General features: G+C 72.5%; 12 protein-coding genes. 8 read left to right on the top strand and 4 right to left on the bottom strand.

All coding sequences use genetic code 11. The features are described from left to right. Window positions 1-86: 86 nt before the first annotated feature. Window positions 87-260, bottom strand: coding sequence for a CsbD family protein (locus AB0B58_RS13975; protein WP_360222838.1), 174 nt, complete (start codon window positions 258-260; stop codon window positions 87-89). Window positions 261-352: 92 nt separating this feature from the next. After that, entirely contained in the window at window positions 353-2,659 is a 2,307-nt protein-coding gene (locus tag AB0B58_RS13970) for an EAL domain-containing protein (RefSeq protein WP_360222835.1), read from the bottom strand. Between the two features lie 202 nt (window positions 2,660-2,861). Here AB0B58_RS13970 and AB0B58_RS13965 point away from each other — a divergent pair, with 202 nt between their 5' ends. The 7 genes from AB0B58_RS13965 (at window position 2,862) to AB0B58_RS13935 (ending at window position 8,802) form a co-directional block, all read left to right on the top strand. Then, on the top strand, window positions 2,862-3,329 hold the full coding sequence (locus AB0B58_RS13965; RefSeq protein WP_360223658.1) for a GNAT family N-acetyltransferase: 468 nt from the start codon (window positions 2,862-2,864) through the stop codon (window positions 3,327-3,329). Beyond that, window positions 3,326-4,366 (top strand): pseudaminic acid synthase, encoded by a 1,041-nt coding sequence (pseI, locus tag AB0B58_RS13960; RefSeq protein ID WP_360222832.1) that lies wholly within the window; start codon window positions 3,326-3,328, stop codon window positions 4,364-4,366. Before AB0B58_RS13965 ends, pseI begins: the two co-directional genes overlap by 4 nt. An 18-nt stretch (window positions 4,367-4,384) precedes the next feature. Next, window positions 4,385-5,968 (top strand): hypothetical protein, encoded by a 1,584-nt coding sequence (locus tag AB0B58_RS13955; RefSeq protein ID WP_360222829.1) that lies wholly within the window; start codon window positions 4,385-4,387, stop codon window positions 5,966-5,968. Next, window positions 5,965-6,924, top strand: a complete 960-nt coding sequence (locus AB0B58_RS13950) for a hypothetical protein (protein ID WP_360222826.1) — start codon at window positions 5,965-5,967, stop codon at window positions 6,922-6,924. The genes AB0B58_RS13955 and AB0B58_RS13950 overlap by 4 nt, the downstream gene beginning before the upstream one ends. Continuing rightward, window positions 6,921-7,943: a hypothetical protein gene (locus AB0B58_RS13945; protein WP_360222823.1), complete on the top strand. Its 1,023-nt coding sequence runs from the start codon at window positions 6,921-6,923 to the stop codon at window positions 7,941-7,943. The genes AB0B58_RS13950 and AB0B58_RS13945 overlap by 4 nt, the downstream gene beginning before the upstream one ends. Window positions 7,944-8,017: 74 nt before the next feature. Beyond that, entirely contained in the window at window positions 8,018-8,446 is a 429-nt protein-coding gene (locus tag AB0B58_RS13940) for a CrcB family protein (protein ID WP_360223656.1), read from the top strand. Beyond that, a complete protein-coding gene (locus tag AB0B58_RS13935) occupies window positions 8,443-8,802 on the top strand; it encodes a CrcB family protein (RefSeq protein WP_360222820.1) in 360 nt (119 codons plus the stop codon). The genes AB0B58_RS13940 and AB0B58_RS13935 overlap by 4 nt, the downstream gene beginning before the upstream one ends. A gap of 17 nt (window positions 8,803-8,819) precedes the next feature. On the opposite strand, the gene AB0B58_RS13930 is transcribed toward AB0B58_RS13935, so the two are convergent. Beyond that, complete coding sequence (locus AB0B58_RS13930; protein ID WP_360222817.1) at window positions 8,820-11,075, bottom strand: EAL domain-containing protein; 2,256 nt, start codon at window positions 11,073-11,075, stop codon at window positions 8,820-8,822. Window positions 11,076-11,322: 247 nt separating this feature from the next. On the opposite strand from AB0B58_RS13930, the gene AB0B58_RS13925 reads away from it, so the two are divergent. Then, window positions 11,323-12,849 carry an APC family permease gene (locus AB0B58_RS13925; RefSeq protein WP_360222814.1) on the top strand — a complete coding sequence of 509 codons (1,527 nt, stop codon included), beginning with the start codon at window positions 11,323-11,325 and terminating at the stop codon, window positions 12,847-12,849. On the opposite strand, the gene AB0B58_RS13920 is transcribed toward AB0B58_RS13925, so the two are convergent. Beyond that, window positions 12,839-13,333 carry a hypothetical protein gene (locus AB0B58_RS13920; protein WP_360222811.1) on the bottom strand — a complete coding sequence of 165 codons (495 nt, stop codon included), beginning with the start codon at window positions 13,331-13,333 and terminating at the stop codon, window positions 12,839-12,841. The genes AB0B58_RS13925 and AB0B58_RS13920 overlap by 11 nt on opposite strands.

Below are 13,333 nucleotides of genomic sequence, written 5' to 3'. Positions count from 1 at the left end.
CTACAGCCCGGCGGCCCGGCCACGGCCTCGCGCCGTTGAGAGGCCGGGCCGGGTGCCACAGGGCCGTGGTGAGCCCGTACGGGAAATCAGCTCTTGAAGGCGTCCTTGATGTTCTCGCCGGCCTGCTTGAGCTTGGAGCTGGTCTGGTCCGCCTTGCCCTCGGCCTCGAGCGACTCGTCGTCGGTCGCCTTGCCGACGCCCTCCTTGACCTTGCCGGTCAGTTCCTCGGACTTGTTGTCGATCTTGTCTTCGGTACCCACGGGGACCTCCAGGTCTAGTGCCTACGTCCGAACGGGTACCCAGCGCGCCGATCGCCAACCCTTGGCGGATGGAAAAGGTTGTTCAACGGCAATCAAGCGGCCTGCCACGCCGGGGCCGGCATCAGCGATCCCGCCTCCCGCAGCAGCTCGCCGAACCGTTCCGCCGGCATCGGCCGGGCGAAGTAGTAGCCCTGCGCGGCGATGTAGCCGAGCGCCAGCAGCTGCTCCGCCTGCTCGGCCGTCTCGACGCCCTCCGCGACCGGGTGCAGGCCCAGCGCCTGTGCCAGGTGGATCACCGCGGCGGAGACCGGCGGGCGGCCGTCGACCTGCGCCTGGGTGAACGAGCGGTCCAGCTTGATCTCGTCGATCGGGCAGTCGTGCAGCAGCGTCAGGGTCGAGTGGCCGGTGCCGAAGTCGTCCAGCGACACGCGCACGCCCAGGGCCCGCAACCGGTGCAGGGTGGTGATCGACTGACCCGGTTCCAGGGCCATCGTCTCGGTGATCTCCAGGACGATGCGGTCCGCGGCCAGGCCGAACTCGTCGAGCAGCTCCGCGACACCGTCCGCGAATCCGGCCTCGCGCAGGTCGCGGGCCGACACGTTGACGTTCAGCACGCCCGGCGCCGCGTCGCCGTGCTCCTCGATCCAGCTCGCGAGCTGGGCGAACGCCGTGCGCATCACCCACCGGCCCAGCGGGACGATCAGGCCGGTGCGCTCGGCGACCGGGATGAACGTGTCCGGCGCGCACGTGCCGCGGGTCGGGTGCGCCCAGCGGACCAGCGCCTCGGAGCCCATGATCCGGCCGTCGTCCAGCGAGACGATCGGCTGGTAGAGCAGGAAGAGCTGGCCGTCGGAGATGGCCTCGCGCAGTTCCGCGCCGAAGTGTGCGTGGTCCGTGCCGTTCGCCGCCATGCTCGCGTCGTAGTGCAGGCACGCCGTGCCGGGCAGCTTCTTCGCCGCGTACATCGCGATGTCGGCGTGCCGCAGCAGCAGCGAGGACTCGTCGCCGGTCCGGCCGTCGGCGATGCCGATGCTGGCACGGATCGGCAGTTCGTGGCCGTCGGCGTAGACGGGCTGGCGGAGCGCGTTCATCATCCGCTCGGCGGCCAGGTCCGCCGCGGCCGGGTCGGCGTCGTCCAGCACCACGACGAACTCGTCGCCGCCGAGGCGGGCGATGGTGTCCCCGGCCCGGAGACAGTCCGCGAGGCGCCGCGCCACGGCGACCAGCAGCAGGTCGCCGACCTCGTGCCCGAGGGTGTCGTTGACCTCCTTGAAGTCGTCCAGGTCGATCAGCGCCACCGCCACCGGCCGGTCTCCCGGCGTGGTCAGGGCCCGCTGCAGCCGGGCGTGGAACAGCACCCGGTTCGGCAACTGGGTCAGGGCGTCGTGCTTGGCGCCGTGGTCGAGTCGTTCGAGCAGCCGGCTGTTGTCGTGGAACGCGGTGAGCTGGCGCAGCACCACGAGCGCCGTGATCAGCACGGCGGCGGCGATCACGATGGTCTCCTCGGTGCCGCGGCCGATCGTCACGGCGACCAGCAGCCCGTCCACGGCGGCGACGGCCACGTACGGCGTCAGGCTGAACGAGCGCCGTCGCGGCACGACGGCACCGCGGCGCGGCCCGAGTTCGGCGCCACGCTGACGTGCCGCGGCGAAGGCGGCCAGGAAGCAGACGATCGGCGTGCTGGCCAGGTCGGGGAACAGGTACGGATCGACCGCCTCGAACGGTCCGCGGAACAGCGGGCCGACCGAGCCGACGACCATGGCGAGCGCGATCAGCCGCAGGGCCCGGTTGTCGACGAGGAGGTGGCTGGCGAGCACGAACCTGGAAACGGCGAAAACGGCGAGCAGGGCGATGACGGTGACGAAGAGGGACACGTAGACGGCGGTGCGGTCGCCGCTGCTCAGCGCGTCCCGGGTCACGAAATGCCAGACGAAGACCGCCGCCGCCAGCATGAGGGTGCCGGCGTCGAGCACGACGCGGAGCATCTCGCCCGAGGTCCGCCCGCCGAGCGGGAGCCGGTACAGGGCGTAGACGATGCACAGCACGGCGGCGCCGCAGCAGGCCAGCATGATCGTCCCGGTCTGCGGGCCGCGCGGGTCGTCCGCGGTCAGCACGTCGATGGCCTTGGCGGTGGTGCCGGCGCCGACGAAGCCGACGGCGTAGGTCAGCTGGCGCCAGAAGCGCCTGGTCGGCTCGGGCAGCGACGGGGTCCGTGCGGTGCGGAGAAAGGCCAGGAAGACGACGATCATCCCGGCCGAGGACGGCAGCCAGAGGATCAGCTTCGGCCCGAAGGGATGCAGATAGTCGGCGACCACCAACAGCAGGGATGCCAGCGCGATGGCGCCCGAGGCCCGCAGGAGCCGGTCGTTGCGCGCGAGAGACCCCTCAGACGCGCTCATCAATCAGCTCCTCCGGTCGGTTCTGTACCGCCCTGATCGGTCGCCGCGCGCCCGGCGTGAGAATTTGCGCCCCACCTCATGCAGGTAGCGACCCCGAGCCGTCACCTCCGGTTCGCCCCAGGCTCGCCTCGACGCCACGACAGGCTCAGGCGGCCCCCATACGGTGACGCCTCCGTTCGTGAACGTGAGGGGTATCCGAAGAGTGCTGCGCGCCGCCGTCGATGCCGATCGCGACACCGTGCTCGCCTGGCGCAACCATCCGGACGTGCGGGCGGTCAGCCTGACCCGGCACGTCATCGCGCCGGAGGAGCATGCCCGGTGGTGGGCACGGGTCACCGGTGACCCGGACCGGCACCTGCTGATCCACGACGACACCGGCGTCGTCGTCTTCGACACCCGCGCGGACCCGCCGGCCTGGAGCTTCTACCTCGACGTCGCGGGCCTCGGACCGAACCTGCTCGAGGCCTGGATGCGACTGGAGCGGGAGGCCGTGGAGTACGCCTTCGGCGACCTGGGTCTGACCCGGCTCGGCGGGGAGACCCTGGCCACCAACACACCGGTGCTCGCGCTGCACCGGCGCTTCGGCTTCACCGAGCGGCGCCGGTACGAGCGACTGATCGACGGCACGCCGCAGACCGTGGTGTGGACCGAAAGAGGGAAAACGCAGTGATCGTCAACGACGTGGAGATCGGTGCCGGCCGGCGGCCGTACATCGTGGCCGAGATGTCCGGCAACCACAACGGCTCGCTCGACCGGGCGCTGGCCCTGGTGGACGCCGCCGCCGAGGCCGGCGCGCACGCCATCAAGATCCAGACCTACACGGCCGACACCATGACCGTGGACGTCCGGCATCCGCGCTTCCGGATCTCCGGGGACCACGAGTTGTGGGGCGACGAGTACCTCTACCAGCTCTACGAGCGGGCGCACACCCCGTGGGAGTGGCACGAGGCGATCTTCGAGCGTGCCCGGAGCCGGGGCCTGACCCCGTTCTCCAGCCCGTTCGACCGGACCGCGATCGACCTGCTGGAGAAGCTGGACGCGCCGATGTACAAGATCGCGTCGTCGGAGATCACCGACCTGCCGCTGATCCGGCTCTGCGCGGACACCGGAAAGCCGCTGATCATCTCGACCGGCATGGCCGACGTGCGGGAGATCGCGGCCGCGGTCGAGGCCGCCCGCGGCGCCGGCTGCCGGGACCTGGTCGTGCTCTCCTGCACCGCCTCGTACCCGGCGCCACCCGAGCACACCAACCTGCGCCGCATCCCGGTGCTGGCCGAGGCGTTCCGGGTGCCGGTCGGCCTGAGCGACCACACGCTCGGCATCGGCGTGCCGATCGCCTCGGTGGCCTTCGGCGCCTGCCTGATCGAGAAGCACGTGACCCTGGACCGCGGCGACGGCGGCGTCGACTCCGCCTTCTCGCTCGAGCCGGCCGAGCTGGGCAGCCTCGTCGTCGAGTCGGAACGGGCCTGGTCGGCGCTGGGCACCACGTCCATCGGCCCGACCGAGGCCGAGAAGGAGGGCCTGCGGTTCCGCCGCTCCCTCTACGTGGTCGCCGACGTCCGCGCGGGTGACGTCGTCAGCGAGGACAACGTCCGCTCCATCCGGCCCACCGGCGGACTCGCACCGGACGCCATCGGCCTGGTGCTCGGCCGCATCTTCACCCGGGACGCGGCGAAGGGCACGCCGCTCGCCTGGGACCTGATCTGAGAGGCACGGACAACAACGGTGTGGCTCAACGCGAACGGCAAGGAACTCCAGTGGTTCCTGGAATCGGCATCGGTCTACTGGGAGAAGAACCTCCCGCGGCCGACTGACGACTCCGTCATCCTGGTGGAGGCGTTCCACCAGGACATCCGCGTGAACCTGCGGAACCTGGCGTTCGCGAACGCCATCCGCCGGCTGCGGCCGGCCCGGATGGTGGTGCTGACCGGGGTCGAGGAGCAGTGGCGGCGCACGCTCTGGAGCGGCTTCGACGTCGACAAGGTCCGCGGGGTCGCGGAGGCGTTCGGCGCGGCCGAGGTGATCGACGTCTGGGACCGGGTCCGCCGGATGAACACCGCCGCCGCCGAGGACCCCGCCCTGATCGCCTACACGGACGCCACCTACTGCCGCCTGGCCAAGGTGCCGCGGCTGCCGGAGGGGCACCGCGACCGCCCCGACTACCGGCTGCGGCACGCCTACGCCACCCGGCTCTTCGAGCTCTACCAGGGCCTGTTCGCGGCCGGGAACGTGGTGGCGCTGGTCACCAGCCACGTCGACTACGACCAGTGGGGGCTGGCCGTCGAGTCCGCCCGCCGGGCCCGGGTGCCGATCATCCACACCCAGCAGACCGGCTGCCTGAAGGCGTACGGGCTGTTCCCGCAGGCCGACACCGGCACCGGCACCTTCCGCGAGGAGCTGACCCGGCAGATCGGCGACGTCTTCGAGACGCGGGTGTGGCCGCGCCGGGAGGAGCTGAAGCCGATCGCCGAGCTCGTCGCCTGGCGTGCCAAGGTCAACCTGGGCCGGCCCAGCTGGTGGCGCGGCGGGGTGACCGCCTCGGTCGACCTGAACAATCCGGCCGAACGGGCGCGGCTGCGCAGCCACGTCGTGGACCGGCTGGGCTTCGTCTCGGACAAGCCGGTCGTCACCGTCTTCAACCACGCGGTCTCCGACGCGCTGGGCACCAACCGCGAGCTCTTCCCCAGCCTCGCCGACTGGTTCGCCGACACTGCGGCGTACGCGGCCGAGCACCCCGAGGCGCAGTGGCTGTTCCTCGACCACCCGAGCCAGGCCCTGTACGACTCGACCGGCTTCTTCGACTCGGTCGCGGCGGCACACCGCAAGGCCCGGCACGTGGCGTTCCGGCCGAGCGCCACGCTGAGCAAGAACGCGCTGTGGAGCCTCACCGACCTCGGCGTCACCGTGCGGGGCAGCGTGAGCAACGAGCTGCCCGCGTACGGCATACCGGTGATACAGGCCGGCTGGTCCGAGTGGAGTTCGTGCGGGCTGTCCACGGTGGTCGACGACCGGGACGCGTACTTCAAGACCCTCGAACAGGGCATCACGGCCATCCGCGACGGCGTCGACCTCGTCACCGAGGAGCAGGTCCGGCGCGCCCGGCTCTGGCTCTGGCTGTACCGCAGCGGCACCGACGTGGTCACCCCGCTGGTGCCGCAGTGGGAGGTCTGGCCGGCCGACGTGCTGCTCAAGACGATGCGCGCGACGTTCCGGCACATCGAGGCCGACGCCGACCCGCTCTTCACCGCGGTCGAGCGGATGTGGACCCGGCGGGAGCCGATGCTGACCCGGACGGACTTCACGCCATGATCGGCGCCTGGTTCGCCACCGACTACGACGTCGCGCCGACCGCCATCGAGCTGCCGGTCGACGTAGCCAGCGGCCGGGACGACGGCGTCTGCATCGTCGACCAGGTGATCCGCGGCACCGGCATCGTCGGCCGAGTCTCCGGCGACTACGGCGCGGTCGGGCTGAAGGTGCGCAGCCCCGGCGTCGCCACCCGGGTCACGGTCGTGGTCCACCTCGACGAGGTCGCGACCCGCTGGTGGTCCGACCGCGTGCGCCCGCCGCGCACGGCGCCCGAGCTGCCGCGGCTGGTGCTGATCCGGGCGCAGGGCGAGCTGCGCGGCGCGGCACTGCTCTGTCGGCCGCAGGGCCTGCGGCGGGCGGGCGGCGCGAAGGCGACGGTCTGCTTCGACCTGACGGCCGAGGAGCTGGACGGCGACGGCCTGCTGATGGTCGAGCTCGCCGAGCCGCCGCGGCCGTCGTGGGTGGCCGGCCGGCTTGCCGCGCGCTCCGCCCTGGGCGTCCGGATAGACCAGATCTCCGTACGCGCACAGCGGCACACACCCGCAGGCGCGTGCGAACCGGATCCGACGGGCTGCGACCTGGCCCTGCTGGCACCGAACCCGCCGGAGCGCTTCCGGCTCGAGCTGACGCCCGTGCCGCCGGCGCCGCCGTTGCCGCGCTCGCCGTCGAACAGGTGGACCCGCCGCAGGCCGGCCCGGGCCGGATTCAAGGTGCTCCGGGCCGCCCGTCGCGCGGGCACCCGCGTGGTCGCCGAGGTCAACAAGTCCCGGCCGGGTCCCGTGCGCGGCGTGCACGCGGTCGACCTGCTGACGGGCGTACCGGTGGCGGTCGAGGTCGTGGCGCACGGGCCCGGCGGCACCGACCTGCGGCTGACCGGCGCCGCGCAGGGCCCGGTCCTGCTCGGCCTCGAGCAACCCGACCGCGGCCTGTCCTGCCGGATCGTGGCGACGCCATGATCCATCGTCCGGCGCTCGGCGCCGATCCGGCGGCCAACCGGCGGGTGCTCCAGCAGGTGCTGGACACGGTCACGGCCGGAAAGCTGGAGCTGCCGCCCGGCACCCATGTCGTCGCCGACGGGCTGCGGGTGCCCGCCGGCTGGACCATCCGCGGCGCGGAGGTGGCCGGCGCCAACGGCGGCCGGCCCGGCACCTGGCTCGAGTCGATCGGCACGACCGGGCACCCGGTCCTGCACATCGTCGGCTCGGACGTCGCGGTGAGCGATCTCGGGCTGCGGCCGCCGCCGGCCGACCCGGGCGAGCACGGCGGCGACCGCGGCACGGCGGTGACGGTCGGCGACTACCTCTACGCGGACCCTCCGGAGTGGATCGCCCGCGTCGACCTGCGCCGCCTGCACGTCGAGCGGTCCGACGGCCGGCACGCGAACTGCGTCGCGCTGATGGGCGCGATCCGCGACGTCACCCTGCACGACGTCACCGTCCGCGGCGGCTACACGGGCGTGGCCGTGCACTGGGGCGCGGTGGGCGATGACGTGTCCACCATCGTGGGGCCGACCTACCACCCGCACCGGCTCACCATCACCGACCTGCGGGTGAGCGACGCGATCGAGGGCTTCTACCTCAGTTCCGTGCACGACGTCCGGGTCGAGGGCGCCTGCCTGCGCGACGTGGAGATGGGCTTCCGGCTGCTGCCGGGCGACAACACCGACCGGTTCGTCGGCTCGCCGGTGGTCGGCTCCGCGATCACCATCGCCGACGTGTGCGTCCGCTGGCACGGCCCGCGGTACGCCGTCCGGGTCGCGGGCTGGGGCCGCAGCGAGATCGACGGGGTGGTCAGCGTGCTTCGCTACCGCGACGCCGAGATCCGCGACTGCATCCTGCGCGGCGCCGGCACCGGCGAGGCGTGGTCGCCGATGGTGGTCGAGCGGGCCGAGGGCGTCCGGCTGCGCAACAACGTGTTCGAGAGCCGCTCACCCGGCGATCCCCGGGCGTGCTGTGTCCGCGCGGCCGGGCCGTGAGTCGGCCGGCGGGCGCCGCGCTGGGCTAGCGTTGGCCCGTGGCCGCGGATCCGGAAACGACGGAACCGGAACCGATGGATCCGGACGTCGACCTGAGCACCCCGGCCGGCCGCGCCGAACTGGGCCCGAGCGCGGCGCCGGTGCTGGCGGCGATCTCCGCCGGGGGCGTGCTGGGCGCCCTGGCCCGGCACGGCATCGGCGTGGCCTGGCCGCACGACCCGCGCGCGTTCGCCTGGTCGACCTGGACGATCAACATGACCGGCTGCCTGCTGATCGGCGTCCTGATGGTGCTCGTCACCCGGGTGTGGCCGCGGCGGCGGCTGATCCGCCCGTTCTGGGGCGTCGGCGTGCTCGGCGGCTACACCACCTTCTCGGCCGCGTCCGTCGACGCCGTGCGGGCCGCACCGGGCACGGGCCTGCTCTACGTGGCGGCGACGCTGGTCGGCGCGCTGCTCGCGGTCTGGGCCGGCACGGCCGCCGGCGAGGCGGTGGTCCGGCGATGACCCTGCTGCTGGTGGCCCTCGGCGCGGCGGTCGGTGCCCCGCTGCGCTACCTGACCGACCGGGCGATCCAGGCACGGTACGGCTCGGCGTTCCCCTGGGGCACGTTCGCGGTCAACGTGTCGGGTTCGCTGCTGCTCGGCCTCCTCGTCGGGCTACCCGTCGCGCCGTGGCTCGCGAGCCTGCTGGGCACCGGCTTCTGCGGCGCCCTGACGACGTACTCGACGTTCAGCTACGAGGTGTTGCACCTGGGCCGGGCCGGCGAACGGCTGCCCGCCGCGGCGTACGCGGTCGGCAGCGTCCTGGCCGGGCTCGGCGCCGCCGGTGCCGGTCTCCTCATCGCGCGGGCGATTGCCTGAGCGACCGCCTCCGGTCGTCAGCTGCCCGGGAACAGCAGCTCGCCGAGGGCCTTGTCGTTGAGGGGTTCCGCGAAGTAGTAGCCCTGACCGAGCTCGCAGTTGCCGTCGGTCAGCTCGCTGAGCTGCTCGGCGTCCTCGATGCCCTCCGCGATCGTCGACAGGTTGAGCGCCTGGCCGAGCTGGATGATGCCCAGCGTCAGCGCGGCGGCCGCCGGCACGTCGCCGACGTCGTCGACGAAGGACTTGTCGATCTTGATGATGTCGACCGGGAAGCGGCGCAGGTACGCCAGGCTCGAGTACCCCGTGCCGAAGTCGTCGATCGCCAGCCGTACGCCGAGGGTCTTGATCTGTTCGAGCTGGAGCAGCGTCGAGGCCCGGTGGTCAACCAGCAGGGACTCCGTCAGCTCGATCACCAGGCAGGTCGCCGGCAGGCCGCTGTTGGTCAGCGCCGACGCCACCATCTGCGGCAGGTCGGTCTGGTCCAGCTGTACCGCCGAGATGTTGACGCTCACGGTCAGCGGCCGCTTGCCGCCGCGGAGGGCGTTCCACTCCGCGGCCTGGCGGCAGGCTTCGCGCAGCACCCACTCGCCGATCGGGACGATCATGCTGGTTTCCTCGGCCATCGGGATGAAGTCCAATGGCGGGATGAGTCCGCGGTCGGGGTGCCGCCAGCGGACCAGCGCCTCCAGTCCGGTGATCTCGCCCGTCCTGAGCTGCACGATCGGCTGGTAGCGCAGCTCGAACTCGTGCCGGACCACCGCCCGGCGCAGGTCGGCCTCCATCTGCAGGCTCGCCTGGAACGCGGCCTGCATGGCCGGTTCGAAGATCTCGAAGCGGTCCTTGCCCTGCTTCTTCGCCTGGTACATCGCCAGGTCCGCGGCGACCATCAGCTCCTGTGCCTCGTGCGCCTCGGCCACCGTGTACGCGATGCCGATGCTGCAGCTGACGAACGTCTCCTTGCCGCCGAGGTCGAACGGCTCGTGAATCGCCTCCAGGATCCGGCGCGCCAGCGCGACGGACTCGTCCACCCCGGTCGCCAGCGGCAGCAGCACCGCGAACTCGTCGCCGCTCAGGCGCGCCGCCGTGTCGGTGGAGTGCACGCAGGCCTTGATGCGCTCGGCGACCTCGACCAGCAGCTGGTCGCCGGCCGCGTGGCCGAGCGAGTCGTTGACCACCTTGAAGCGGTCCAGGTCGACGAAGAGCATCGCTACGCCGAGGTTCTCCTGCTCCGCCGCCACGAACGCCCGTTCCAGCCGGGCCTGGAACAGGGCGCGGCTGGGCAGGCCGGTCAGCGAGTCGTGGAACGCCTGGTTCATCGCCTCGAGGGTCCGCGCGTCGGTGAGCGCCAGGCTGACGTGCTCGGCGAACGCGCGAAGCACGTCCTGTGCAGCCTTGTCCCATTCCCGCGGTGCGGCGTACGTGCCGACCGTCAGACAGCCGACGACCTCGCCGTTCTCGTGCACGGGGATGGCCATCACGGCCTTCATGCCGTCCCGGACGACCGCCGGGATGGCGATCGGCGAGTTCGCGTAGTCCTCCACCATGATCAGCTCGTCGCCCAGCACCGCGAGGCCCGCCACGCCGGCCGACCGCAGGGGCACGCGCCTCATCCTGGGCAGGATGTCGGGGGCGAACCCCACGCTGGAGACCATGCTGCCGACCGACGGGTCGTCCCGTTCCAGCAGGTTCAGCGACGCCAACTCCAGGCCGAGCAGCTCGGCGGCGCTGGAGGTGATGGCGTCCAGGATCTGCTGGAGCGGGGCGCGGCGGGCGATCAGCCGCTGGATCCGGGTGAGGTGTTCGAAGAGCCGCTGCCGTTCCTGCAGCGAGTCGACCAGGCGGCCGTTCTCCTGCGCCTGGCGGCGCTCGCTCTCGATGACGTGCAGGGCGCGCAGGCTGAGTTCGAGCACGCGGGCCATGCCGCGCAGCAGGCAGACGTCCTCGTCGGTGAAGTCCCGGCCGGTGCGGCCGAGGACCAGCACGCCGGGCGTCTCGCCGCCGATGGGCGCGCCGGTGACCGCGTACTCGGTGCCGGTCAGCGTCAGCGTGCCGCGGCGACCGGCGCCGACCTCCGTCAGCGCCGCGGGCCGCACCTGTTCGGCGAGCACGCCGATGGTGGCGACCACGCAGCCGTCGATGACCAGCACGGCGATCTCGGCCTCGAGAGCGCGCGCTGCGCATTCAACTGCCGCGAATTGCGCGGCCGGCCCGTCCGGCCGGTCAGCGACCACGGTGAGGAACTCCGTGAGTTGCTGGGTTGCGAGCATGCCCATGACCAGGTTTGTCGGTACCCGGGGGCCGGAGCTGAGGCGTTTGTCGCGATCGTCTTTGTGAGTCAGCTCAGTGATCCGGGGCACCGACCGGCGGCCTTCGCGGTGCCCGGGAGCGCGGCAGCGCCCAGTGGCAAGATCATCAGTGCGCCCGGCGGGCACCGCAAAAGAGGATGTCGGCGGCCGTTCGTGCCATTCTTTTCACGTTCAGTTAGTAACTGATCACCGGTGGTTGTCAAAGTCTCACCGGATGGGCGTCAATGAAGCGGTGCCCCCGCCTCAAACGCTGGCCGCCGGGCGCCTCGGCGGCGTGTCCATCGTGTTCTTCGCCGTCGCCGCCGTCACCCCGCTCTCCGTCGTTGCGACCGTGGTACCCGGTGCCTACGCGGGCGGCGCCCCGCTCGCGCTGCCGTTGCTCTTCCTCGGCCTGGGGCTGCTCCTGCTGGTCTTCGCCGCCGGCTACGACGCGATGTCCCGGCGGATGCCGCACGCCGGCGCGCTGTACTGCTTCATCGCCCGGGGGCTGGGCCGCCCGCTCGGTGTCGGCGCCGCCTGGCTCGCCCTGCTCGCCTACACCGCCCTGCAGGTCGGCCTGTACGCCGCGGTCGCCGCGGCCGCCGAGCCGCTGGTGTCTCTGCGGTGGCCGGTGGTGGCGCTCGGCTGCTGGGCCGTGGTCGCGCTGTACGGCCTGCTGCGGGTGACGGCGACCGCGTGGCTGCTCACCGTGCTGGTGCCGGCCCAGGCCGCGGTGATCCTGGGGTACAGCCTGGCCGACGTGGCGCAGCCTGCCGGCGGGCGACTCACCTGGGCGGCGCTGGCGCCCGCGAACCTGTCGGGGCTGCCGCGCCCCGCGCTCGGCATCCTCCTGGTCCTCGTCGCGCTGGCCTTCGTCGGCTTCGAGACCACGGCCGCGTACGCCGAGGAGGCGCGCTGCCGGCGCCGGGCGATCGCCCGGGCCACCTGTCTGTCCATCGTGTCGCTCGCCGTTCTCTTCGCGGCGGCGACCTGGGCGATGAGCGTGGCCACCGGGCCGGGTCGGATCGCCGCCGAGGCCGGGGCGCGCGGGCCGGACCTGATGTTCGACCTGGCGGCGGCCCGGCTCGCGCCCTGGGCGGTGACGCTCGGCCGGGTCGTGATGGTGGCCGGCCTGCTCGCGGCGATGATCGCCCTGCATCAGACGATCGCCCGCTACCTGTTCGCGCTCGGCCGCGAGCGGGTGCTGCCGCCCGTGCTGGGCCGCACCGGCCGTCGCACCTCGGCGCCGGCTGCCGCCTCGCTGACACAGACCGTCATCGTGGGCCTCGTGATCGGCGCGGGAGCGCTCGCGGACGCCGACCCGGCCACGGCGGCACGACTGCTCGGCGTCGGCGGTGGCCTGTGCATCCTGCTGCTTCTGCTCGGCGCCTCGCTGGCGGCGCTGATGTTCCTCAACCGCCATCCGAACGGCGAGGGGGTGTTCACCCGGCTGCTGGCGCCGGGGTTGTCGACCGTGGCGCTGGGCGCGCTCGCGTATCTCGCCTTCGCCGACCTTCCGGCGCTGCTGGGCGTACCGGAAAGGGTGGTGCTGCCCGCGGTGGCCGCCGCCGCGGTCCTGCTCGGTGTCGTCTACGGCCTGGCGCTGCGCAGCGCGGCGCCGGTGACCTATGCCGGCATCGGGTTGGGCGGCGCCGCCGTCGTGGTGACGCCGTCGGTCGCCGTGGTGCGGTCGGTGCCCCGCCAGCGTCAGCCCGGTGCGCACCGGCCCGAGCGGGTCAACCGCCAGGAGCTCACCGGATAGGCGGCGCCTCGTCGCCGAAGAACTCCTCGATCTGGATGAGGGTCAGGTAGCCCTGCGGCTCGACCTCGCCGGCCTCCGCCGCCGGCGCCTTGCGGGTAACCGCGAACTCGCGGGCCTGGTCCGGCAGGTCGGGCAGCGGCGGCATCGGCGGCAGCGCACCCAGGCCGATCGCCTCGCGGATCACCTCGAACATGCCGGTCACCTCGTGCACCGCGAGCGGGAACAGCTCCGCCGGGCGACGGCCGCCGGGGTCCGGGGCGGCGCAGGTGAAGTTCGCCCGGACCTTGCCGCGTACCTTGCGGATGTCGGCGCTCGGCCGCAGGTGGTCCACGTGACCCTCGGCGACTATCCCGAGCTCGCATTCCTCCACGCCCGACCGGTGCCACCAGCGCCGCCAGGCCGGGTCGCCGTCCAGGGCCAGCACGACGTGCTGCAGAGCGACCATGTACGCCTGTGGCGAGCGGTCGTCCACGGTGGTCCCCAT

The organism is Actinoplanes sp. NPDC049118 (assembly GCF_040648555.1).
Lineage (GTDB): Bacteria > Actinomycetota > Actinomycetes > Mycobacteriales > Micromonosporaceae > Actinoplanes.
This window is presented reverse-complemented; position numbering and strand designations above follow the sequence as displayed.

Coding starts and splice junctions, on each gene's coding strand:
- AB0B58_RS13970 (WP_360222835.1), bottom strand. CDS start 2,659: ATGAGCGCGTCTGAGGGGTCTCTCGCGCGCAACGACCGGCTCCTGCGG.
- AB0B58_RS13950 (WP_360222826.1), top strand. CDS start 5,965: ATGATCGGCGCCTGGTTCGCCACCGACTACGACGTCGCGCCGACCGCC.
- AB0B58_RS13945 (WP_360222823.1), top strand. CDS start 6,921: ATGATCCATCGTCCGGCGCTCGGCGCCGATCCGGCGGCCAACCGGCGG.
- AB0B58_RS13940 (WP_360223656.1), top strand. CDS start 8,018: ATGGATCCGGACGTCGACCTGAGCACCCCGGCCGGCCGCGCCGAACTG.
- AB0B58_RS13935 (WP_360222820.1), top strand. CDS start 8,443: ATGACCCTGCTGCTGGTGGCCCTCGGCGCGGCGGTCGGTGCCCCGCTG.
- AB0B58_RS13930 (WP_360222817.1), bottom strand. CDS start 11,075: ATGGGCATGCTCGCAACCCAGCAACTCACGGAGTTCCTCACCGTGGTC.
- AB0B58_RS13925 (WP_360222814.1), top strand. CDS start 11,323: ATGGGCGTCAATGAAGCGGTGCCCCCGCCTCAAACGCTGGCCGCCGGG.
- AB0B58_RS13920 (WP_360222811.1), bottom strand. CDS start 13,333: ATGGGGACCACCGTGGACGACCGCTCGCCACAGGCGTACATGGTCGCT.